Source organism: Chryseobacterium sp. AC405b (genome assembly GCF_979258685.1).
In genome coordinates, this window is record NZ_OZ409877.1 from 2,666,574 (window position 1) to 2,690,211 (window position 23,638).

21 protein-coding genes and 1 pseudogene are annotated in these 23,638 nt (G+C 30.7%); 4 read left to right on the forward strand and 18 right to left on the reverse strand.

Going from position 1 to position 23,638, the window contains the following annotated elements:
* The first annotated feature begins 1 nt into the window (after position 1).
* A complete protein-coding gene (locus ACZZZA_RS12745; RefSeq protein ID WP_463432303.1) occupies positions 2-1,432 on the forward strand; it encodes a glycoside hydrolase family 30 protein in 1,431 nt (476 codons plus the stop codon).
* A 142-nt stretch (positions 1,433-1,574) separates the two neighbouring features.
* A complete protein-coding gene (gene bglX, locus ACZZZA_RS12750) occupies positions 1,575-3,797 on the forward strand; it encodes a beta-glucosidase BglX (RefSeq protein ID WP_463432305.1) in 2,223 nt (740 codons plus the stop codon).
* A 396-nt stretch (positions 3,798-4,193) separates the two neighbouring features.
* Here bglX and ACZZZA_RS12755 read toward each other — a convergent pair.
* The 17 genes and pseudogenes from ACZZZA_RS12755 to ACZZZA_RS12835 form a co-directional block, all read right to left on the reverse strand.
* Positions 4,194-4,442: pseudogene (locus ACZZZA_RS12755) on the reverse strand (DUF5991 domain-containing protein); the annotation flags it as partial.
* A gap of 191 nt (positions 4,443-4,633) precedes the next feature.
* On the reverse strand, positions 4,634-5,347 hold the full coding sequence (locus ACZZZA_RS12760; protein WP_463432307.1) for a hypothetical protein: 714 nt from the start codon (positions 5,345-5,347) through the stop codon (positions 4,634-4,636).
* Positions 5,344-6,204 carry a tetratricopeptide repeat protein gene (locus ACZZZA_RS12765; protein WP_463432309.1) on the reverse strand — a complete coding sequence of 287 codons (861 nt, stop codon included), beginning with the start codon at positions 6,202-6,204 and terminating at the stop codon, positions 5,344-5,346. The genes ACZZZA_RS12760 and ACZZZA_RS12765 overlap by 4 nt, the downstream gene beginning before the upstream one ends.
* Positions 6,192-6,449 (reverse strand): hypothetical protein, encoded by a 258-nt coding sequence (locus tag ACZZZA_RS12770; protein WP_463432311.1) that lies wholly within the window; start codon positions 6,447-6,449, stop codon positions 6,192-6,194. The genes ACZZZA_RS12765 and ACZZZA_RS12770 overlap by 13 nt, the downstream gene beginning before the upstream one ends.
* Before the next feature lie 221 nt (positions 6,450-6,670).
* Positions 6,671-7,480 (reverse strand): hypothetical protein, encoded by an 810-nt coding sequence (locus ACZZZA_RS12775; RefSeq protein WP_463432313.1) that lies wholly within the window; start codon positions 7,478-7,480, stop codon positions 6,671-6,673.
* Positions 7,481-7,484: 4 nt separating this feature from the next.
* Positions 7,485-7,790, reverse strand: coding sequence for a M15 family metallopeptidase (locus ACZZZA_RS12780; protein ID WP_463432315.1), 306 nt, complete (start codon positions 7,788-7,790; stop codon positions 7,485-7,487).
* A complete protein-coding gene (locus ACZZZA_RS12785) occupies positions 7,759-9,465 on the reverse strand; it encodes a M15 family metallopeptidase domain-containing protein (protein ID WP_463432317.1) in 1,707 nt (568 codons plus the stop codon). The genes ACZZZA_RS12780 and ACZZZA_RS12785 overlap by 32 nt, the downstream gene beginning before the upstream one ends.
* A gap of 426 nt (positions 9,466-9,891) precedes the next feature.
* A complete protein-coding gene (locus tag ACZZZA_RS12790) occupies positions 9,892-10,695 on the reverse strand; it encodes a DUF5991 domain-containing protein (RefSeq protein WP_463432319.1) in 804 nt (267 codons plus the stop codon).
* Between the two features lie 28 nt (positions 10,696-10,723).
* Positions 10,724-11,677, reverse strand: a complete 954-nt coding sequence (locus tag ACZZZA_RS12795) for a hypothetical protein (RefSeq protein WP_463432320.1) — start codon at positions 11,675-11,677, stop codon at positions 10,724-10,726.
* Positions 11,678-11,777: 100 nt separating this feature from the next.
* The gene (locus ACZZZA_RS12800; RefSeq protein ID WP_463432322.1) at positions 11,778-12,200 is read right to left on the reverse strand and encodes a hypothetical protein; all 423 of its coding nucleotides are present in this window, start codon (positions 12,198-12,200) and stop codon (positions 11,778-11,780) included.
* 28 nt (positions 12,201-12,228) lie between these two features.
* Complete coding sequence (locus ACZZZA_RS12805) at positions 12,229-13,167, reverse strand: hypothetical protein (protein WP_463432324.1); 939 nt, start codon at positions 13,165-13,167, stop codon at positions 12,229-12,231.
* Positions 13,148-15,739 carry a M23 family metallopeptidase gene (locus ACZZZA_RS12810; protein ID WP_463432326.1) on the reverse strand — a complete coding sequence of 864 codons (2,592 nt, stop codon included), beginning with the start codon at positions 15,737-15,739 and terminating at the stop codon, positions 13,148-13,150. Before ACZZZA_RS12810 ends, ACZZZA_RS12805 begins: the two co-directional genes overlap by 20 nt.
* A 12-nt stretch (positions 15,740-15,751) precedes the next feature.
* Complete coding sequence (locus ACZZZA_RS12815; protein WP_463432328.1) at positions 15,752-16,525, reverse strand: DUF4280 and LysM peptidoglycan-binding domain-containing protein; 774 nt, start codon at positions 16,523-16,525, stop codon at positions 15,752-15,754.
* 35 nt (positions 16,526-16,560) lie between these two features.
* A complete protein-coding gene (locus tag ACZZZA_RS12820; protein ID WP_463432330.1) occupies positions 16,561-17,616 on the reverse strand; it encodes a LysM peptidoglycan-binding domain-containing protein in 1,056 nt (351 codons plus the stop codon).
* A gap of 264 nt (positions 17,617-17,880) precedes the next feature.
* A complete protein-coding gene (locus tag ACZZZA_RS12825) occupies positions 17,881-18,690 on the reverse strand; it encodes an enoyl-ACP reductase FabI (protein WP_463432332.1) in 810 nt (269 codons plus the stop codon).
* 120 nt (positions 18,691-18,810) lie between these two features.
* The gene (locus ACZZZA_RS12830) at positions 18,811-19,110 is read right to left on the reverse strand and encodes a hypothetical protein (protein WP_463432334.1); all 300 of its coding nucleotides are present in this window, start codon (positions 19,108-19,110) and stop codon (positions 18,811-18,813) included.
* 96 nt (positions 19,111-19,206) lie between these two features.
* On the reverse strand, positions 19,207-19,728 hold the full coding sequence (locus ACZZZA_RS12835; protein ID WP_463432335.1) for a hypothetical protein: 522 nt from the start codon (positions 19,726-19,728) through the stop codon (positions 19,207-19,209).
* Positions 19,729-19,859: 131 nt separating this feature from the next.
* On the opposite strand from ACZZZA_RS12835, the gene ACZZZA_RS12840 reads away from it, so the two are divergent.
* Positions 19,860-20,717, forward strand: coding sequence for a hypothetical protein (locus ACZZZA_RS12840; protein ID WP_463432337.1), 858 nt, complete (start codon positions 19,860-19,862; stop codon positions 20,715-20,717).
* Between the two features lie 47 nt (positions 20,718-20,764).
* On the opposite strand, the gene ACZZZA_RS12845 is transcribed toward ACZZZA_RS12840, so the two are convergent.
* Positions 20,765-21,616 (reverse strand): nucleoside phosphorylase, encoded by an 852-nt coding sequence (locus ACZZZA_RS12845; protein ID WP_463432339.1) that lies wholly within the window; start codon positions 21,614-21,616, stop codon positions 20,765-20,767.
* 144 nt (positions 21,617-21,760) lie between these two features.
* Here ACZZZA_RS12845 and ACZZZA_RS12850 point away from each other — a divergent pair, with 144 nt between their 5' ends.
* Positions 21,761-23,608 (forward strand): cytochrome-c peroxidase, encoded by a 1,848-nt coding sequence (locus tag ACZZZA_RS12850; protein ID WP_463432341.1) that lies wholly within the window; start codon positions 21,761-21,763, stop codon positions 23,606-23,608.
* Positions 23,609-23,638 lie beyond the last annotated feature (30 nt).

The following is a 23,638-nucleotide window of genomic DNA, read 5'->3' on the forward strand; positions in this document are numbered from 1 at the left end:
CATGAAGTTTAAAAAATCATATAGTTTCTTTTTAAAGAGTACTGCACTGCTATTCAGCGGTGTGGTACTTTTATCTTTATCATCATACAAAACTTTTTCAAATACTGAAAATAAAGTTCACATTTGGCTAACGAAAGGTGATGAAAGCGTAAAATTACAACAACAAAATTCTATTAGTTTTGTAAATAATTCCAATAACGTTCAAAATATTGAAATTGATGACACTCAAAAGTTTCAATATATTGATGGTTTTGGTTTTACATTAACCGGAGGAAGTGTTGAAGTGATCAATCGTCTTTCTCCCTCAAAAAGAAAAGCTTTGTTGCACGAACTTTTCGGGAAAGATGAAAATTCTGTCTCCATTAGTTATTTAAGATTAAGCATCGGAGCATCAGATTTGAACAGCGAAGTCTTTTCTTACGATGATTTACCGGAAGGACAAACCGATCTCTCACTTTCAAAATTTAGTTTGGCAAGAGATAAAGATTTGATTGCGATGTTAAAAGAAATTTTAGTAATCAATCCGAAAATAAAAATCATTGCAGCACCTTGGTCGCCACCAGTTTGGATGAAAGATAATAATCAATCAATTGGTGGAAGTTTAAAACCGGAATATTACGATGTTTACGCAAAATATTTCGTAAAGTATATTCAGGGAATGCAGAAAGAAGGAATCACTATTGATGCCATCACTCCTCAAAATGAACCATTGCACCCGGGAAATAATCCGAGTTTGCTCATGACTTCTGATCAGCAGAGAGACTTCATTAAACAAAGTTTAGGACCTGTTTTTAAATCTAATCAGATTAAAACTAAAATTGTCGTTTACGATCACAATAGTAATAAGCCTGAATATGCCATCAATATTTTGAATGATGCTGAAGCCAATCAATATATCGACGGTTCCGCTTTTCATTTATATGAAGGTGATATTTCAGCTTTGAGTACTGTTCACAATGCTTTTCCAGATAAAAATTTATATTTTACAGAACAATGGACGGGTGCAAAAGGTACTTTTAATGAAGATTTAAACTGGCATACCAAAAACGTAATCATCGGATCTATGAGAAACTGGAGCAAAATTGCACTGGAATGGAACTTAGCCAATGATCCCAAATTCGAACCTCACACAGACGGAGGTTGTACAGAATGCAAAGGTGCAATAACAGTTTCAGACGGCGAGAATTTCACAAGAAATGTTGCATATTATATTATTGCCCATGCTTCAAAATTTGTTCCTGCAAATTCTCAAAGAATCTCTTCTACACAGACCGACAAACTTTCAACAGTTGCATTTAAAACTCCAGAAGGAAAAACGGTTTTAATTGTTCAGAATTACAGCAAAACTGATGAAAATTTCAATATTAAATACAACAGCAAAGTAGCGCCGATAAATATTCCGGCAAGTTCGGTCGCAACTTATATTTTTTAAATTAGTGTACTTAATTTGACATAAAATAATTGTAGACTTTATAAGTGAGACAGCAACTTGTAACCTAAAAGCAGTAATTTTTTTTAAAACTTTGTACACTTTGTCTTTAAATTTACTGAGCAGCTTAAAAATCAATTAAAAAATGAAAAAACTTTATTTCATACTTGCATTTACAATATTTGGGTTCAATTCTTTCGGACAAAAGACCATTGACCAAAAAGTTTCTGAGTTATTATCTAAAATGACTTTAGAAGAAAAGGTTGGACAGCTCGTTCAGTACAGCGGTTTTGAATATGCAACGGGTCCGCAAAATTCCAATTCTGCAAATGTTTTGAATGAAATAAAACAAGGAAAAGTGGGATCAATGCTTAATGTAGCAGGAGCAGAAGAAACCAAAAAATTTCAGGAATTAGCTTTACAATCAAGGTTGAAAATTCCTTTATTGTTCGGACAGGACGTGATTCATGGTTACAGAACAACATTTCCTGTCAATTTGGGTCAGGCTGCAAGTTGGGATTTAGGATTAATCGAAAAATCCGAAAGAATTGCTGCAACCGAAGCATCAGCGTACGGAATTCACTGGACTTTTGCACCCATGGTAGATATTGCGAGAGATCCGAGATGGGGTAGAGTGATGGAGGGTTCTGGTGAAGATACGTATCTGGGAACACAAATCGGTTTAGCAAGAATTAAAGGTTTTCAGGGAAAAGGTTTAGGCAATCTTGATGCAATAATGGCTTGTGCTAAACATTTTGCAGCGTACGGAGCAGCAGTAGGCGGGAGAGATTACAACTCTGTCGACATGAGTTTGAGACAGCTCCATGAAACCTATTTGCCGCCTTTCAAAGCGGCTGCAGAAGCTGGTGTAGCTACTTTTATGAATTCATTTAACGATATCAATGGAATTCCCGCAACGGCTAACAAATATATTTTAAGAGATCTTTTAAAAAGTCAATGGAACTATCAGGGTTTTGTGGTTTCAGATTGGGGAAGTATCGGTGAAATGGTTCCTCATGGTTATGCGAAAGACAACAGAGAAGCTGCCGAAAAAGCAATCATTGCCGGAAGTGATATGGATATGGAAAGCCGTGCGTATATGGCTGAACTTCCTAAATTGGTGAAAGAAGGAAAGGTTGATCCTAAATTAATCGATGATGCCGCAAGAAGAATTTTAGTTAAAAAATTCGAGATGGGATTATTCGATGATCCTTATCGATTCAGCAGTGAAAAAAGACAGAAAGAGCAACTTAACAATCGGGAAAACAGGAAATTCGGAAGAGAATTTGGTTCAAAAAGTATTGTTTTACTGAAGAATGAAAGAAATATTCTTCCGCTTTCAAAAACCACCAAAACGGTTGCACTGATTGGGCCTTTCGGAAAAGAGACTGTTACGAATCATGGCTTTTGGTCAGTTGCCTTTAAAGATGATGATCAAAGAATCGTCACTCAGTTTGATGGAATTAAAAATCAATTGGATAACAATTCAACTTTATTATATGCAAAAGGTGCGAATGTTGATGATCAGGACAAATCTATGTTTGCTGAAGCCATCGAAACGGCAAAAAAAGCTGATATTGTGATCATGACTTTAGGCGAGGGTCATGCCATGAGTGGAGAAGCGAAAAGCAGAAGTAACCTTCATTTTTCAGGCGTTCAGGAAGATCTGTTGAAAGAAATTGCAAAAACAGGAAAGCCGATCGTTCTGATGATCAATGCAGGAAGACCTTTGGTTTTCGACTGGGCAGCAGACAATATTTCTACGATTGTTTACACTTGGTGGTTGGGAACTGAAGCAGGGAATTCTATTGCCGATGTTCTTTTTGGAGCAGTTAATCCGGGTGGAAAATTGCCAATGACATTCCCAAGAGCAGAAGGACAGATTCCAATTTATTACAATCATTATAACACCGGAAGACCGGCGAAAAATAAGACAGACAGAAACTATGTTTCAGCTTACATCGATCTGGATAATGATCCCAAATTTCCATTTGGTTATGGTTTAAGTTACACTCAGTTTAAATACTCGGATATGAATCTGAGTTCGACCAATCTTAAAGGTAATCAGACATTAAACATCAGTGTAAATGTTTCTAATACTGGAAATTACGATGGGGAAGAAGTGGTGCAATTGTACATCAGAGATTGGGTTGGAAAAGTGGTGAGACCTGTGAAAGAATTGAAAGCTTTTCAAAAAGTATTTATAAAAAAGGGAGAAACTAAAACCATCAAATTCACTTTAACTCCGGAGAATTTAAAATTCTATGACGACTCATTAAATTATGACTGGGAATCCGGAGAGTTTGACATTATGGTGGGAGCCGATTCTCAAAATGTTGAGACAAAAAAAATTAATTGGGAAAAATAACATGATAGTTTTTTCAAAACGAGCGTAATCCCTTCAATTTTTTTTTTAATACGGAACAATTGAGGTTCTTGCTAAATTTCTGAAAGGTCGAAGAACATAACCTGTCATTTGGATGAGCTAAAATATAAAAGCACCTGTGCACTCTATAAAGAACGTAATTTTATAACATCATATTAACATTTTTATTAAGTATCTGCGGCACCTTTGGTGCCGCAGATACTGCTTTGGAGTTCCTAGTTAATCTAGAGTTTGTCCCGCATATTCTATCTCTAAAAAATATTCCTGTTCACTGCCTTCTTTAAAATCATCACCTTTTTGGCGTATATTATTTTCCCTTTTGGATCAGAAGTTTGGGCATTTTGAGTTGTTAAAAGAAATGATTAACGTTTTAAAATATCATTTTTTATGTACCTTAAATCCCAATTTTATTAATTTATTCTGTGCTTCTTCAGGCTTTAAAGTAATAGTTTTAGTATAGTAGAAGTTTTTTATCTTATACATTTTCATGATTAATTCATTTTCATTATAACTTTCATAACCATCTATATAAGTTTTTGAATAAATGAAAAGAGTGTCTCTACTTTCTTTTAGATTGCATTTATATTTAGTGTAAAATTGAAAACCCGTACCTTCATAATTACACGAATTTTTTGATTTATAAAATTATGTTCCCAGTACATTTTAGGAGCATAATTTCTTTTCCTTGAAAAGGTTAATGAATAATTTCCAAACCATTTAGAAGAGATTTGTTCTTGTGCAAAAGTTAAAATATTTAGTAGAAGAAATAAAAAAGTGTACAAATAATTTTTCATATTTTTTTATCTATAATATTAAAATTAGTAACAAAAATTTAGTTTAATAAGTTTACAATTACCCTTCTTCCATTTTATCCATTTTGAAACATCTTTGTAGTCTTCGACATAATCACAATCAGTTTTAGGAACTGATTTTATCAACATAGAATCAATATTTATTTGTATGGCTTTATACCAATATTTTTTTTCTTCTTCATTAATATTAACAATCTTTGAGTCTAACTTTATAAAAGCTGATTTTATATATTTATCCCAATTAAAAAAAGTATAATTTAACTTTTTTTTCTTTATTAATTTCTGTTCTTTATTAAGATAAATTATTATGAAATCATCATCTTTATTTGGTTGTTCTGAATCAAAATCAAAAATTCGAAATTCTGAATCAGGAATAATTTCTCTTGAGATAACATTTGGGGGTAAATTAATATCATAAGGAATTAAATCATTGTTACTTGGAGAAATACTTCCATATATTGTCTTATCCAAATTAAGTATTTCTATTTTATCATTTACAGATATTTGAATTACACCTTTCCCTCTCATTGTATCTTCAGAATAAAAGGTTATACCATTATATTCCGAAGTTTTCATTTTCACAGAATCAATTTGACAATCATTTATAGCATCAGTAATTTCTAAATTTTGTCTATCACTTTTATTTTTGATATCTGTTTTATCTACTTTTTTACATGAAAAAAATATTATAACTAATAATAGCAAACTTGATATTTTCATAAACTTATTCTTTCATAAACATGTTTAGGGATTTTATTTAAATCTTTGTGTTGAATTTTCATCAAATCAATATATTTTTGATAAGTTTTTTTGGCTTGGCTCTTATTTTCAACTCCCCAATAAGCATCTGCTAAATTTAGATAAGCTACAACTCGCATTGGTTCTTTTTTTATAATGTTTTCTAAAATAAAAATTGCTTCATCATAAATTTTAGCTTCTCCTAAATAATACGCTATGTCATTACTGTTCTCTATATCTTGAAAATTGATGGTTCCAATTTTGAATAAGTTTACAGGATAGTCAATAAAAAAATTATTATGTTTATAATTAAATATCAAATCAAAAGCGTTCTTATTATGAAAAAAAACATTGTTTTTCAGTTTGGTTTCTGAAAGAATAGAACTTTTATTATTCATAATAATATTTTTTTCGTCCAATGTTTCATAATCCATATTGGTTACTTTTACTGGAACTGTATAATTTTTTGATATAGAAATATTACTTTTATTTAGAGTAACTTGTTCTTTGCTTATTAAATATAAATCCTTTTTACTAATAAATAAATGATAAGTAATTTGTGTTTTAACAGTACTTGCATCATTTTGATACAAAAGGAAAAAATCATTACTTTCACCCTTATAAAAAAAAGTGTTGAGCAAATCATAATTCCTAATAAGCTTATTACTATTATAAATTATTACTGAGTCAGCGGATTTTATCATTAAATTTTCATTAATCAATTGAATAGTATATTCTGAATCCATTTCAACCTCATCTGACTTTTCTTTAATCTGTCCACTTCCATTACAAGCTTGAAGTGAAAGTATAATTAATATGAGGGTTTTTAATCTTTGCATTTTTTTATTTTTAAACATTTTTCAATTTTTTCTGCATATTCTTGAATGGTAGTTGCTTTATCAGTTCCATTTATTACTCTTCTTGCATTGTAAAAATCGGTTTGATTGGAATTTATAAAATCATTTAGTGATTTTCCTGTAAATGAGCCTTCTTCGCTCCCATATATCATTATTTTAATTGCGAGATCGTGTTCTAAAGCTTTTTCCGGAGAACTGATTAAATCCACTACGAATTTTTCGCCCATTTTCTATAATTTTTTTTCCAAGTAAGTTGTACAAATCCCCTTCCGCAATATTTCACTCCATCACCTTGTTCTTTATTTTCATTTTCTTCGTGTATTCTATCTCTGCAAATAATCTTGTTCAAACTTTATAATCATCTATTTATTTTCAAATTTTATTTGTTCTATAGTTTTTGGTTAATTATTATTGTAGCAACTTTAGCAAAATTTATGTTTAAATATTACTATCTTTCTTTTTTTAAAATATATTGGTGTTTTTTTCCATTTTTAAAACTTTCATCAATATAAGGACAAGTCCAAATGTATTTTTTTCCATCATATCTGATTGTTCCAAAATCTTTCGTTTTCTTTAAAGCCCAACTATCAGTATTATCTAAAGCTTTTTGAAATTTTAAGATTAAATTCTTGTTATTTTCTAAATATGAAAGATTATATAATTCATATAATTGATAGCCTTCGGCTAAATATCTAATAGAGTCATTCTTGATCATTAAAGAAAATTTATGAATATTTCTCCAATCATCTGAATCTTCATTTATAGAAAATGAATAAGTTCCATTCCATCTATTATTTGATTGCTTTAAGGTTACTTTAAAGAAAATTCTAGAATAACTATTAAATATTTTCTGTAATCTTTCTTTTGTTTGAGATGAAGTAAGAAGATTTTCTTTTGTATGGGATTTTATTTTAGGAATTGAATTGACATAAATAGGTTCACTATACCTATATGTATTGCATTCTCCAGTTTTTAATTCTTTATTAAAAATGAATTTGTATATTGATTTACCTGTTTCGCCCAATACTTCACTTTCTATTATAGAATCTTTTGTAATATTATTTATTGAAAATTTAACATCTTCACCTTCAGAAGAATTTACAAAAAGAATTGTATCTCTTATTAGCCTTATAGAATCTGTTCTTATTTTATTTATATTTGAGTAAGATGTTACTTCTTTAAAATTGTTATTTTTTTTGCATGAAAGCGAAATGAAAAATAAAATAAGCAAACATATAATATTGATTGTATTTTTCATAGGTTTATAAAGGAATTTTGTTTGAATCATTATTATTATCTTCATATAGTTTTCTTAATTCTGAAAGTGATTTACCAAACATCATTTCAAAATGTGGTTTATCTTTTAAACTTTTCCAATCACCTCCCCATTCAAATCCCCACTTCTTACCTATTGGAGCAATTTTTGGCAATACCTTTTCTTGTTCTGCCCAATCTATTTTTCCATTTTTAATCTCCGCCACATCAATAGCTAAGCCAAAATTATGATTGCTTTGTCCTCCTCTAGCATTAGTTACTTTACTTCCTTTTTTGGTCACTTCCTTGTGCATAAAGATTATTTTGTTCATCATATGTTCTATAACCTTGTATAATTCTTAATTGAATTCCCATTTTTTCTTCAACTTCATTAATGAAATTTTTTGCAGAACAACGAATTTTAGGATGTAATTTTTGTATTTTTTCATTTGTAAATTTATCCCAAGTATCTAAACAGTTACCCTCTTTTTTATTTTCTTCATTTTTATTTATATTGCAAGTAAATTTTTTCACTTTATTCATTAAACCTTTTGTATATACCTCTTGTGCGGCTAAGGCAACTTCCCATACATAAGTTTTACCATTATCTTTAGGACTTCGCACTTTTCTAACTTTTCCTTTAATTACTTTAGTTGTCCATTCATCATCTTCTTTAAAAAAGAAAGGATTTTTTTTATAAGCTGTATTCTCCAATACAATATAATTTCTTTCGGATCCATGACCACAAGCAGTAGGATATAATACTGCTAAATATAGATCTGCTAATGTTTTGTATTTAGTCTTATTTTTTGTTAAATGTTTTTCAACATAATCCATTTGATCAACGAATGACATTTTAACTAGCTTTTTTTGATCAGTTCCAGCATCTTTAGCAGCTCCAGAACCAAATTGAATAAGTCCAACATAACCAATTCCATTATCAATTGAAGGATTAAACGTTTCTGCTGTTTCTATAGCTATTACTGTCATAAGCCAATTTGGATTAACTCCAATATTTTTTGCAACTTCTGCTACTTTTTTTCTTTCATTACATCCTATTTTTCCACCCCAAACTAAATCTTGTTCTTGACAAATACAAGTTCCTTGTTGCTTTTGCACTTTCGTTTTCCCAACTCCCGAAGTACTCACCCCACTATCCACTTTAATCTTTGGTGCAGAATCATTTACATTAACAACCTCAGAATCTACACTTTGTCCTGCATATTCTATCTCTAAAAAATATTCCTGTTCACTGCCTTCTTTAAAATCATCACCTTCTGTGCGCATATCATTGGTAAGATTAAGCGTAGCATAGCTTTCATCACCACTTAAAATATAATTATGCTCATAAACCAATTGATCAGAAATATCATCTTCCCATATGTTCAGTTTTATGGTTTTTCCTTTCATGTTTCGGGAAACAATTTTGACTTTAACATTTGTTCCAAACTTCATATTTTTATAAGGTTTTCCCATAAAATCTACAAATTCAACACTTATAATTTTCCCTTTTGGATCCGCAGCTTTAGTTTTTGCCTTTGGAGTTACGGGAGTTTTATAAGTGCCCTTTTTTGGAGCTGGTGACGGTGGAGTAGGTCGTTTGTTTACTTTTGGCTTTTGGGTATCTTTCTGTTTTTGTAATTGATCTGCTTCTATCCTTTTTAGAATATCTTCCATGCTTACCGGTGTCAAAGAAGAAGCTGCTTTAATATTTACATTATTACTTGCTTCAAGTTTCCCGTAATAATCTGCCGTTACATAATATTCATGGTTTTTGCCTTCGCTTTTATCACCCTTGGCCAATTGCATATTGGCAATCATTGATGCCTGAGTATAAAAAGCCATATTGAACCTTGCTTCTGCTTTACCTCTTTTTACGGTTGCAGAAATTGGGATCGGATTTATTTTATTGATCTCATTCATTTTGTTGTGTCCCTCTTTTAAGGCATCATCTTCCCAGAGCGTAAAATGAAGCTTTTCACCTTCCATATCTGTGCACTGAGCTTTTGCAATCAGGGTGTCAAAATAATGCAAAGGTTTTGTGACCTTATGATAATTCGCATCCAGAAGATCTACTTTCAGAATTTTCGGCTGTCCGGCCTTTTTTGTTTTAATAATTAATTCTCCTCTGTCGTTTCCTTTTGTAACGACAATTTTTATTCCTTGCCTGGAAAGACTACTTTGTTTGAAGGTATAAGATACACTTTCGCCCTGCTTGGTATTTTCAGATGTTTTGCGCCATTTTCCGTTTTCCAGAACGAAGATCTGCCATTGCGGAATTTCTGAAATAGGATTAAAAACACTGATGTTATTGGATAACCAACCAAAACCGGCAAGAGAAAGAGAATATTTTGTTTCCTTTCCTGTTTCGGGATTTGTCTGCTGAGGTCACTAAATAAAATTATTCTTCTTACTTTAATTTTTTTTAAGCAATATTTCTACGTTATAATTCCAATTTTTATCTGCTATGATTGGACTTTTTATATAATATTTATTGTTTTTTGATATTAAAATGCCAAGGGTATCCATTGTAGAACGATTTGAAAGTTCATCTCCAGCAATTGTTTTTTCATATTTTAATATAAGATTATTATTATTTTCTTCGACAATACATTGATCTGAGAAAAATGTTTTATATCCTAATCCCGAAAATGTACACTTATAGTTTATAATTTCAATATCATAATTAATGGACATTTCTGAAAATTCATCTAATTTCCCATAGTCAATATTGACTGAATAATTACCTTGCCAAAATGTTTTTTTGAATTTTTTGTTATTAAATTTCCATGACTTTAGTATTTCTTTTTGATATATTAAATTAAGTGTATTTTTAGATATTTGTTTTTCTATTTTTAATTTATCTATTAATATTTTATTTTTAATATTAAGAGTATCTATTATTTTATATTTCTCAACATCGTCATTTTTTAATAATTTTTCTAATGAAAAAACATATCTTTTACTATATTTATCTTGATAAATACTATAAAAAATGCTATCTTTAGGAGTCTTATTGGTATTAATAAAGTCATAATTATTTAATTCGTCGCCTGAAAAAAATTCTTTACCTATATAAATATCATTTGATAATTTTTTAGAATCTTTTCTAATTTCTAGTCTATTTTTACTTGCTTTTTTCTCTTCTTTTTGTCCCTTACAGCCAACTGTAAATAGTAAAAGAGAAATAGTAAATGTATAAGTTATATTCTTTATCACGGTTGATTTTCTTTTTTAGGATTTTTAATTACTTACTTGTATAATTTTTATCCATTTCTATCCAGTTGTTAATAGTACCTTCACCGCCTACACCTTTGATGTAATATTTTCTGTTTACAGTTTTAATAAAAAATTTAGGAGCTATTGAAATACAATCCATATCTTCTCCCGAATAATAAACATTTAAAATCCCATTTTCTTCAAAAGAATAATAAGTGCCCTCACAATTTATAGATTCATGATATGTATTTTTGTCTAAAAAAATTTTATTTTCAGAGATAGAAAAGTTGTAAGTAATATTTGCGATTCCTGTTGTTGTTGCTTCTGTATTTACAGATGTTGATAAATTACCTTGATACTTTTTAGGTATTTTATTCTCTTTATAATGATGCTCTTGTATAAATTTTATATAATATTGAAAATCTTTTTTTGGAATTTTATTCGTATTGGTTTTTCCAACTTCAATCCATTTATTTTTTTCGTAGAGATAAAAAGAGGTTACAGCATTTTCTTTAATTTCAAAATCTTCATTTTGGTTTTCAGATTTAATATACTGTGATGGCAAAACAATAGCAAAAATATAATAATCCTTTTCATTGATCAGCTTCTCAATACTTTTTGAATCAATAGCTGCATCTTCAGGATTTGTATATTTTGAAAAGAACCCTTTAACGTTGTTAACATTCCAAAAATATTGTGTGCTATCATTTCTACCTATGTAATTGACACTGAATGAACCAATAGATTTCTCAAAATAACTGTAAGATGGATACAGATTTCCATTAATATCATCTGGAATTGAAAATCCGTTTTTCTGATATTTTTTATCTAAAAAATTAATTGTGGTTTTATCTGTTTTTTCTTTTTTTATTTTTCCTTTTATCGAAATTTTTGAAATACTTTTTTGTTCGCTTTCTTTCTGTCCTTTACAGCTAAACAAAAAGAAAAGTATAAATACATAAGTTATATATAATTTATTCATGATTTTTATTTATATCTATAAGATTTTCTACTACTTAGATATCGTACTGAGCCGTTTATATTTCTATATAGTTATCAAAAGACCTGTTGTGGCTCTGGGTTTATTTTATTTTCATAAGGGTCAGATATTTTTGGTCACATTGTGTAAAATGATTGTATCTATTCATTGAATTGCCATAATTTTGTATAACAATACTGTCTCCATAATATATACCTTCAATTTTACCTAAACTAATTTGAACTTGTTGATTGGTTTTATTCAGATTAACACGCCCTTGTGAAATAATTTTTTTCCTGTCAAATATTATGAAATTCAATTTCTTCTGAAAATTTTTAATTTCAATAGAAAATCTAGAATTTTCACAATAAGCCAAGATGTATTTTCCTTCCAGATTATTCTTATTTTTCAGTTTCTTTTGGACTTGTGTCTTTTCAGTAAAATATTTATTTTTCTTATTACAATTGAAGGAAAAAAAAACAATAAATAATAGACAACATAATGACTTTCTATTTACATTTTTCATGAGCAATATTTCTTTTATTTTCCATATTTCAATTTCTCTTTAATTCAAACCAGTCAATACTCAAGAATCTTTTACTTCTAATAAAATAAGCATTGTTTTCTTTTTTAATATCAAAACTACTATCTTCTAAATCACTTGTGCATATACTTTTTTCCCCAGTATGTATTAAATGAATAAAATCTTTTTTTTGAATTACAGAATAATCTCCTTCGCAATATGCTTCTATTGAATTTTTAGTTCCAATACTGAGAATTGCATTATTTTTATTAATATTTATAAAATATTCCATGTCAATTTGATCTTCACTTTCAATACTTTCTACTTTTGTTTTAATGTAATAATCTCCATCCCAATTTTGTATATTTTTACTTTGAGAATTCAACTTATACAATTCAGGAAAATTCTCGATAAAAAATTGGTTATTAGCATAAGATGGTAAAATTTCTACTCTAAATTGTTTTTTAAAATTCCACTTTTTTGAAATGGGATTGTATAAAAATAAATTTGCAAAACATTCTTTTTTGATATTGATTCTCTCTTCCGTACAACCATTAGAAGTATCCAAATATTTTTTGTCTATTTGAAATGAAAATATATTGTACGAATCAAATTTCCCGTCTAATAGATTTGTTATAATTTTGTTTTCTTTTTTTAAATTATCATAATCATATTTATTTAATTTAAAATATTCACTTTCCCAAAAAGTAAATAGAGTTTGCTTTTTGGGTATAAAGTGGATAGAAAAATATCCTTCTTTATTACAATTCAAATAACTATAATATGGATGATCAGCCGGTGTTGATTCATCGATAGACATTTTATATCCTGTAAAATATTTTTTATTGAAAAAATCATTCACAAAAATTTCACTTTTTATTTTTGTTTCTTTTTGTTGTGCTTCTCCTTTACAAGAAATAAGTAGAATTAAAATAAATATGTACAGTATTTTATTTAATCGCGTTTCCATTTTCGTCAAATTTTGTTTTCATATAATTTTCTGCTTTTATTCGATAGCTACCCAAATGATAAAAGTTATTATATCCATCACCTTTTGTAGCTGCTTCAATATGAACGTGCCAATATTTTTTCTTTATTCCGTGTCCTATTTTACCATTTGGTAATTCTGAACTTGAGGCATTTCCTGTTGAACCTGATAAAGCTACTTTTTGCCCATGCTTAACTTTATCACCTTTTTTCACATATATTTTATCCAAATGACAATACAAAATAAAAACTGTTTTTCCTTCTTTATCTTTAGATTTTATCATTAAGGTATTTCCTAAACTATGTTCTCTATATTCATTTGTTTTAAAGTTATTAACAATTGATACAATTTCGCCACACATTAACGAATGCACATTTTTATAAATTGGTCCAGAAATTATATCTATTCCTTTGTGGCCTCTTGTTGAATTATAGCCAAACCTGTTATTATTTTTACCAAGGTTATCTGAACTTATCTCTGGGTTTTCCCATACATCAGCATAATCAAAACATTGTGAGCAATCTTCGGAACATTTATTATTAATTAAAGGTCTTTCTTCTTTAACATTATTACAAGCAAATTGATTTTCTTTATTTATTAAACCTTCTGTATAGCTAGATCTATATCTAGATAATATTTCAACTCTTTGTATAATACCATCATTATTATTTTCTTCATCTACACTTTTATTGGCATTATAGTTTCTGGTGTTTATTTTGTTTTTTCCTTCAGTATATAGTGGGAAGTTATTTTCTTTTCCAACTCCGATTGGAGCAAAAACATGAAGATATATGTCTTCAGGATTTTTAATCTTTTTATTTGCTGTATTTAATTCAAAATATTTTCTAACATATTCTAATTGCTCTATTTCTGTCATTAGTGCAAGCTTTTTTTTGGTTAAGTTTAAAGAAAATTGTTTGTTTATTTCATTTATTGCGGCTGGAGTAAATTGTATTAATCCTACTGCTCCAGAAAAATTATCGTTTAATTTATTAACTTCTTCTTTAGAAAGACCAATATATTTTTTCTTAATTTTGCCTTTTGAATCTTTATATTCCTTTAATACAATTTTTGAAGATGAAAATATGTGTGCTGATTCAACGTACATCACAGCCATCAATCCATTTGCCATTTTTATTTTATTCTCTTCTCCCCAAAGATCTTTGCAAATTTCAACAACTTTCTTTCTAAAATCGCAGCTCACCTTATTTCCCCAAATCAGATCATATTGTTTACAAACACAGGAAGAGCCTTTTTTCTCTTCTCTCTTCTTTCTCCCAACCCCCGAAGTACTCACCCCACTTTCCAATTTAATCTTTGGTGCAGAATCATTCACATTAATCACCTCAGAATCTACACTTTGTCCCGCATATTCTATCTCCAAAAAATATTCCTGTTCATTGCCTTCTTTAAAATCATCACCTTCTGTGCGCATATCATTGGTAAGATTAAGCGTAGCATAGCTTTCATCACCACTTAAAATATAATTATGCTCATAAACCAATTGATCAGAAATATCATCTTCCCAAATATTCAGTTTTATGGTTTTTCCTTTCATGTTTCTGGAAACAATTTTGGCTTTAACATTTGTTCCAAACTTCATGTTTTTATAAGGTTTCCCCATGAAATCTACAAATTCAACACTTATAATTTTCCCTTTTGGATCCGCAGCTTTAGTTTTTGCCTTTGGAGTTACGGGAGTTTTATAAGTGTCCTTTTTTGGAGCTGGTGACGGTGGAGTAGGTCGTTTATTTACTTTTGGCTTTTGGGTATCTTTCTGTTTTTGTAATTGATCTGCTTCTATCTTTTTTAGAATATCTTCCATGCTTACCGGTGTCAAAGAAGAAGCTGCTTTTATATTTACATTATTACTGGCTTCAAGTTTCCCGTAATAATCTGCCGTTACGTAATATTCGTGATTTTTGCCCTCACTTTTATCACCCTTGGCTAATTGCATATTGGCAATCATCGATGCCTGAGTATAAAAAGCCATATTGAACCTTGCTTCTGCTTTACCTCTTTTTACGGTTGCAGAAATTGGGATCGGATTTATTTTATTGATCTCATTCATTTTGTTGTGTCCCTCTTTTAAGGCATCATCTTCCCAAAGGGTGAAATGAAGCTTTTCACCTTCCATATCTGTACACTGAGCTTTTGCAATCAGGGTGTCGAAATAATGCAAGGGTTTTGTGACCTTATGATAATTCGCATCCAGAAGATCTACTTTCAGAATTTTCGGCTGTCCGGCTTTCTTTGTTTTAATAATTAATTCTCCTTTGTCGTTTCCTTTTGTAACGACAATTTTTATTCCTTGCCTGGAAAGACTGCTTTGTTTGAAGGTATAAGATACACTTTCGCCCTGCTTGGTATTTTCAGATGTTTTGCGCCATTTTCCGTTTTCCAGAACGAAGATCTGCCATTTCGGAATTTCTGAAATAGGATTAAAAACACTGATGTTATTGGATAACCCAACAAAACCGGCAAGAGAAAGAGAATATGTTGTTTCCTTTCCTGTTTCGGGATTTTTATCTCCTATGATTACTAATTGTGACATAAGCAGTAAGTTTTAAATATAAAATTGTTCTCCGTCCAGCTCATCAACAAACTCCTCCAGATCCACTAAAGGATTAATATAACTGTGCACTTTTGCATCTGCATTCCTGAAATTATGTTTGCTGAGCTGAGCTTTCTGCCCGTGATCCATCACCTTTATTTTTCCGCCTACGGAGCATTGCAGTTCTGAGATCTCGGTGAGTAAGGCGTGATCCATCACTTTTACGCCTTCATAAAACTTTTTCCATTTTCCTGCAGGGGCAAAAGTGCAGGGCTGTCCGTTTTTTACAGAACAGTTTCCGAAGGGAACGGCAGGAGGATTAAACTGCAGGTCATTTTCCGTTACCGCAAGATAATCTTCCGTACCTTCTCGATCATTGATGTAGTGTTTTTTGTGGCTGCTTACCTTAAACTGTGGAAACTGTGTTCCTTTATCACAAACAGCTTTCCCTTTTTGGGCAACGAAAAGTTTTCCTTCGTGTTCTCCCGCAGATTTTTCTTTTGATTCTTTATCTTCTTCTTTTTGCTGTTCAGAATTCTCTGGAGATTTTCCGAAAGAAGTTTCTGAATTTTTATTTTCCACTTCAGCAATATTTTTATTTATGATTTCTACTTCATGAGGTTCGGGGATCGTGAGAATCATTCCCGGTTGAATATCGGATCCGATTCCTCTTTCGATGGGACCATTGAAGTTGTGAAATGATTGTAAGGCGTAGGCACTTGGCACTCCCAGTTTTTCGGCAAGATGAGAAAGGGTGTCACCTTTTTTGACTTCATATTCTTTCATTTTTGTATTTTTTTGTGTTCATTCAATGGGTAAATTTATTTTCTGTCGATCTGTATTTGTTTTGTTTCCTGATTATTATAGAGATATAAATCTATTTTTATATCTGCTTTCTGCAGAGACTTATTTTGTTGATCAAGGTAAAAATTCGCAGATATTTCAGACTCAGGCAATTCAGAATCTTCAGAATTTTCCAAAGGATTTTTCAGATAACGGATAATCTCTTCCTGGTTTCTGGGATCAATGGATTGGGAGAACTGACTGATATGGATATCATCTTCTAAGTTGATTTCATAATGGTTTTTATACAAAATCCGGTATTGTAAAAACCTGGAAGTATTTTCTAATTTTCCATCAGAAAATGTTTTAAAGTAAGGGGAGAAGTAACATTGTATAAACAGCTCTTTATTCAGGTCGTTGAGCAATAATTCTCTGTCTTCTATTCTCATATCCACCCGATCAATATATTGAAGTGAGTTTTGATCCTTATACTTTTGAAGAAGACGCTGTCTGTTTTCTTTCCATGTATTTAAAATTTGTCTGTAATTGTAAATGTTTTGTATTATTCCGTTATTATCTATCCCTAGCTCTACAGTAGAGAGTGCAGAAGAACAGTCTATTGCCAATTCATATGCTTTCGTATCAGGAATTTCTCCATTAACCAAGACTGATTTTTTAGTCAACCTGAAAATATAATGCTGTTCATCTTTTCCAAGGTTGTGTATGTTAATATCAAATTCGGTTTCATTTTCTATATTACCGTTATTGAGATCTGTGATTTTAACCATGTAAGTCTGGTTAATTTCTGAAAAATCGGGTAGGAGAACACTATTCTTTATTAATGAATGGGATTGTTCTCGTCTACTTTCTGCAGCCTGTTTCCGTTCCGCTAAGATATCTTCGATATCCTGGCTCTCGGGTATGAAAATTTCCTGTCCTTCAAACAGGCTATGACCTAAATGATTGCTGTTTTTGGGAATATGCTGATAATGATAATATTTCAGTATTTCCACACTCGGAACATTGTAAAGGACTGCGATCTGCTCCAATGTTTCTCCTTTTTTTACAATATGGTGTAGCAGGAATAATTTCATTTAGAATCAATTTTTAAAATGAAATTAAAATTACATGTAGAATACATGAAGTTATCTGAGAGAGAAGAGGCTGATAAAGGGTTAACCTTTTGTAAATATTTTGTTTCATATGTTTGTGTTTTCTATTCAAAAATAGAAAAATAAATTACATAAAAATTAGTTTTTCAAAAAAAATAAAATACTTTGGCTTCCGAACAGAAAAAACCCAAAGTGAATTTTCACTTTGAGTTTATATTTTAAAATAATAATCAGGATTAATTATATTTATTCAAGATCATATTTGCTGATAACTTTTTGAGTAACACCAGTGTTGCTAAATCCTCCGTCGTGGAATAGATTCTGCATGGTTACTTTCTTGGTAAGGTCTGAGAATAATGTTACACAGTAATCTGCACACTCAAGAGCTGATGCATTTCCTAGCGGAGACATATCTTCAGCATATCCTAAGAAACCTCCGAAACCTTTCACTCCGCTTCCTGCGGTAGTTACAGTAGGAGACTGAGAAACAGTATTTACACGTACTTTTCTCTCTCCCCAATAATATCCGAAAGTTCTTGCAATACTTTCTAAATATGCTTTATTGTCAGACATATCATTATAATCAGGGAATGTTCTCTGAGCTGCGATATAGGTAAGTGCTAAAATACTTCCCCACTCATTCATACAGTCTTTTTCCCAAGCCATGCGCATTACTTTATGGAAAGAAACTGCTGAGATGTCCCAACCTTTTTCTGTCCAGTCGTAATTCATTTCTGTATAATGTTTCCCTTTTCTTACATTTACGGACATTCCTATTGAGTGAAGGATAAAATCTATTTTACCAAATTTTGCTATTGCGGCATCAAAAAGTTTTCCGAGATCTTCTGTAGAAGTTGCATCTGCACCTATTACTTCAGAGCCTGTTTTTTCTGCTAAACCATTTAATTCTCCCATTCTCAAGGCGATAGGAGCGTTAGATAATATAAATTCTGCACCTTCTTCATGACATCTTTCTGCAACTTTCCATGCGATAGATTGTTCATTAAGGGCTCCAAAAATAATTCCTTTCTTCCCTTTAAGTAAACCGTATGACATAATTTTTTAATGTTTAATATTTACAAATGTAGGAATAATTGTGTTTAGAACATAATAAAAAACGGAGCCTTTATAAAAAGGTTCCGTTTTCTTTTGAATATATATAAAAGACTGAATTTTCTAATTCGTTTTCTTGTTCCATTCTGCTTTCACATCTTCAGCGGCATCTTTTGTCTTTTCCCATGCATCGCTCGCTCCATCCTTAATGTCTTCCCATGTATCTGAAGCATTAGCTTTCACTCTGTCTAGCCAGTCTTCCTGTGTAGCTTCCTGATCATTATTTCTTTTTTCATTGATATAATCTCTTGCTCTGTCAGCTAAATCACTTACTTTCCACTTTGCATCACTTGCAGTATTTCTTAATGAATCTTCAGTGTTGTCAACTGCTCTTTCTGCTTTGTTATAATCTTGATTGTCCATAATAATATAGTATTTAAGTGTTATATATTTTAGAATAAACAAGAACTATTCCTAAAGAAAAAAAAGCGTTGTTAAAGTTTTCATAATGTTTTATCACTAGTTTAAATATATATACTCGTTTAACATCTGTATTTTTGAAATTTCCATTACCAATTGATCATATTGTTCATTTGAAATATATATAGAGGTTTGATGCAAAACTTTTTTAAAACCTGTCTTATCATCTTCTTCAAAAAAATATACTTTACCAAAATAATTATCATCGGTAATAATTAAATTTTGAAGATAGATGGTCAAATCTTTATATGGCTTAGATATAAGTCGGCTCTGTATAAATCCGAAATCATATTTATAACTGATTGATTTATTATTGATGATTAGTATTTCAGTTCCGAATACATTCCACCAAGCATATTTAAGAGGAAATAAAAACCATAGAATAAGAACAGTTAAACTTACCATGATTGAATCCGGAGAGCTAAAACCGATAAAGATGAATGGTAATACGAAAACTCCTAATGTAATTACCAACAGTATGTAAGCATAAAACTTAGGTTTTACACTTGTTGTCAGATAGATTGTATGGTCTGTTTTTTCAATTTTAAAATGATTGTCCAAATTGTATATTTATAATTATTTGGGGAAATTAGCTTTAGAAATAAATCATAAAATGATCAAAATTGTTATTAAAAATAAAGATAAATTTTATATGTTCGTAAAAAAATCAAATAACCAATTTATTACTGCCCATGAAAAATTATATTGCTGCAATTCTATTGTCTTTTACAACAATAGTTTATTCCCAAAAAACAGATAAGAAAAACAGTGAATACGCTCCTGTGGAAATTACAAAAAGTGACGGAACTAAAATGAAGGTTCTTTTTAAGCGCATCACTCTTCCCGGATTAAGCAATTTTAAACAGGTTTTTGGCGGAAACCAAAATTCTAATGTAAAGATTGAATACAAAATCTCTGAAAACGGACCTACAGAAAAAATAAATTCGAAAGATATTGTATTTTTAAAATTTCTGGACAAAAACCAGGACGAAATAGGAGGCTATGAACGTCTTTCAATAAGAATGTTTGACAGGAATAATATATTAAAAGACACCAAACAGGTACTTTATATGCCTCAAGTCTATGATGGTAAAATCAGTATTTATGGTGAAGCAAATTTTATTTGTCAGGATGTGTCTCGTGCTCCTTTAAATGGAAACAAAAATTTCATCAACTGCGAATATGCCTATTCTACATTTTATCTGAAAAATAATGAAGAAAATTTTGCTGTAACACCTTTAGATATTAAACTTTTTAATACGAAAAGAAGCTATGATAATTTTGTGAATGCTTTTAAAGCGGCAGGAAAAGAATGTCCTGAGTTTACTAAATATCTTGAAGATTTTCGTAAAAAAATGGATGATAAGGAATTTGAAAAGAAAATAAGAGAGGACGCTATCAGTTACAGAAAAGAAGTAAAGAAAAAATCGCGTGAACTCGATCTGAGTAAAGAAGAGAGGTTAAATTATGTGGGTGAGAAATTATTTTTTTATGAAGCACAATTTTATATAGGCATCGTAAAAGAATATGAAAAAAACTGTCAGAATTAAATTGCAATAAAAAAAGGATTTCAAAACTTTGAAATCCTTTTTTATTTTTAAATAACCCTCTCCAAAACCCATTCAATCAAATTCTTCTCAGACTGGTGATGGTTAGTAGAAAATTCGCCCCGTCTTCTGTTGGCAATCACATTGTTGACGGTAATCGCCTGATGACCCAAAAGTTTTGAAAATGCATAAATGGCGGAAGTTTCCATTTCAAAATTGGTAATTCCGAGTTCATTTAAAGTTTCAAGAAATTGGTCATCGAGTGCTTTTAAACGAAGTTCTCTTCCCTGAGGTGCATAAAAACCCGGGAAAGTGGCTGTATTTCCGAAGTATTTTGCATCTTTGAAAACTTCACCTAAATCTTCTGACCATTCAGAGAAATAAAGCATCGGTTTGATTTTTTCGTATGGAAATTTTTCTAAGAAATTCTTAGAAAATTCATTTTCAAAGCTGTAATCCTGATAAAAATTCATCAGTCCGTCAAGACCTACGACATTTTGCGTAACCAACATATTATCGACCTGTACATCAGGATTTACACTTCCACAAGTCCCCATCCTGAAAAGCTTGAGAGATTTGTGTTCGGTTCTGAATTCTTTTTTCTGAAGATCAATATTCACCAAAGCATCGAGCTCATTCATCACGATATCAATATTCTCTGTTCCGATTCCTGTGGACATTACAGAAATTCTTTCGCCACGCAATGTTCCGGTGTGTGTGTAAAATTCTCTTTTATTTTTTTTGATTTCTATCTTGTCAAAATATTTCGAGACTTTCGGTACACGATCGGGATCTCCCACCAGGATTATTTTCTCGGCGATATCTTCCGGTAAAAGATTTAAATGGTACACGCTTCCGTCTTCATTCAGTATAAGCTCTGAAGCTGTAAGTTTATTTAGCATAAAATGTTTTTGTATCGTTTGATTTTGTAATCTGTAATTTATTTTTTAGAAATTTAAAATTAACAAAAATTAAATGAAGCAAAATATAAACATTATTTAATTTTTCGTTAAAACTACGGTAACGTTGAGGTGATAGTTTTGCAGATGAAAAATTTTACAAGATTCTTTCCCATACTTATCATTGTATTTTTCTTCGGAATCGCTGCAATGTCATTCAATCCCACTGATAAAGGATCAGAAACAAAAAAAACTTTCGTAGAGCAGGGTTTATTCAATTTTAAAAATCATCTTGAAAAGTTAAAAACAGACGTTTATCTCTTTAAAGAAGATAAAATCAATACAGAACAGCTTCAGAAATCATTAAGAAATACCCGGAATTCTTATAAAGAAATAGAATTTTTCATCGCTTATCATTATCCCGAATTTTCTAAAACACACATCAATGCGGCTCCGTTATTCAGAATTGAAGCTGCCGGAACTTCTGCATACACACTTCCGCCGGAAGGTTTGCAGGTTTTGGATGAATTGATTTTCTCTGATGAAATCACAGAGCAGAAAGATAAAATCATAGAAATCACAGATTATCTTTACAATAATTACAATAATTTTTACCTGAGTTCAGTAACCAACGGTCTGAGCAAAGGAAATAATAAGACGCTGCCTTTAAGGATTGAGTTGATCAGAATTTATACTTTAGGTTTAACAGGCTTTGATACACCCGGATCGTTGAATATCTCCGAGGAAACATCTTTTGCGCTTAATGGAATTAAAAAATACATTCAGGACGACTTATATTTCAAAAATTATCAAACACAAAAAGCGAATCACTTATTGTCTGGAAGCACAGATTATTTGTCAAAAAACAAAGATTTTGAAACCTTTGACAGAATTGAGTTTTATAAAAAATATTTGCAGCCTCTCTATGAAGAATTAGGAAACTGGGACGGAAATTCAGATGATCTCAAAGAATTTTCGGGTTGGAATGTTGCTAACAAAAACTTTTTCAGCAGCGATTTTTTAGATCCTTATTTTTATACGATTCTAAAAGGATCAGAAGATAATGATGATCTTAGAGCTTTGGGAAAAGAGATTTTTTATGATCAGAACCTCAGCGAAAACGGAAAAATGAGTTGTGCATCCTGTCATCTTCCGGAAAATGCTTTTACGGATCTTAAGACAAAATCTCTAAGCAATGTAGAAGGAAAAACGGTTCTCAGAAATTCACCATCGCTGTATAACGCAGTTTTTGCCAAAAGATTTTTCTATGACATGCGAGCTTTCTATTTGGAACAGCAAGCTGAACACGTTATATATAATAATGAGGAATTTAATACAAGCTACGAAAGCATCATTAAAAAATTAAAAATCAAACCTGAATACAAAAAAGCTTTCAGAAAAGCATTTAAAAACGGAGAGGTTGATAAGCAAAGTTTTTCAAAGGCTTTAAGTTCTTACGTTGCATCTTTATATTCTTTCGATAGCGATTTTGACCGTTTTATGAGAAACGAGAAAGACATTTCTGATGATGCTAAAAAAGGATTTAATCTCTTTATGGGAAAAGCCAATTGTGCGACCTGTCATTTTGCACCTCACTTTTCAGGATTGGTTCCGCCGTTTTTTAATGAAAATGAATCTGAAGTCCTGGGAGTTACTAAAAAACCTATTACAATTTCTCCTTTGGAAATTGATTCTGATCAGGGGAGAATAAAAAGCAATGTAAAAAAAGAGAACTCATGGATTTATGAAAATTCATTTAAAACCATGACGGTAAGAAATATTGCTCTAACAAAACCTTATTTCCACAATGGGGCGTTTACAACTTTAGAAGAGGTGATGGATTTTTACAATGAAGGCGGAGCAGAAGGTTTGGGATTAAAAATAAATAATCAAACATTACCTGCCGATAAATTGAATTTAACAGATGCAGAAATTAAACAGATTATAGCATTTCTAAATTCTCTGACCGACATCAGCAAAGCAAAAGGTAAGTAGAATAAATAGCATTCGCTTTTTCAAAATATT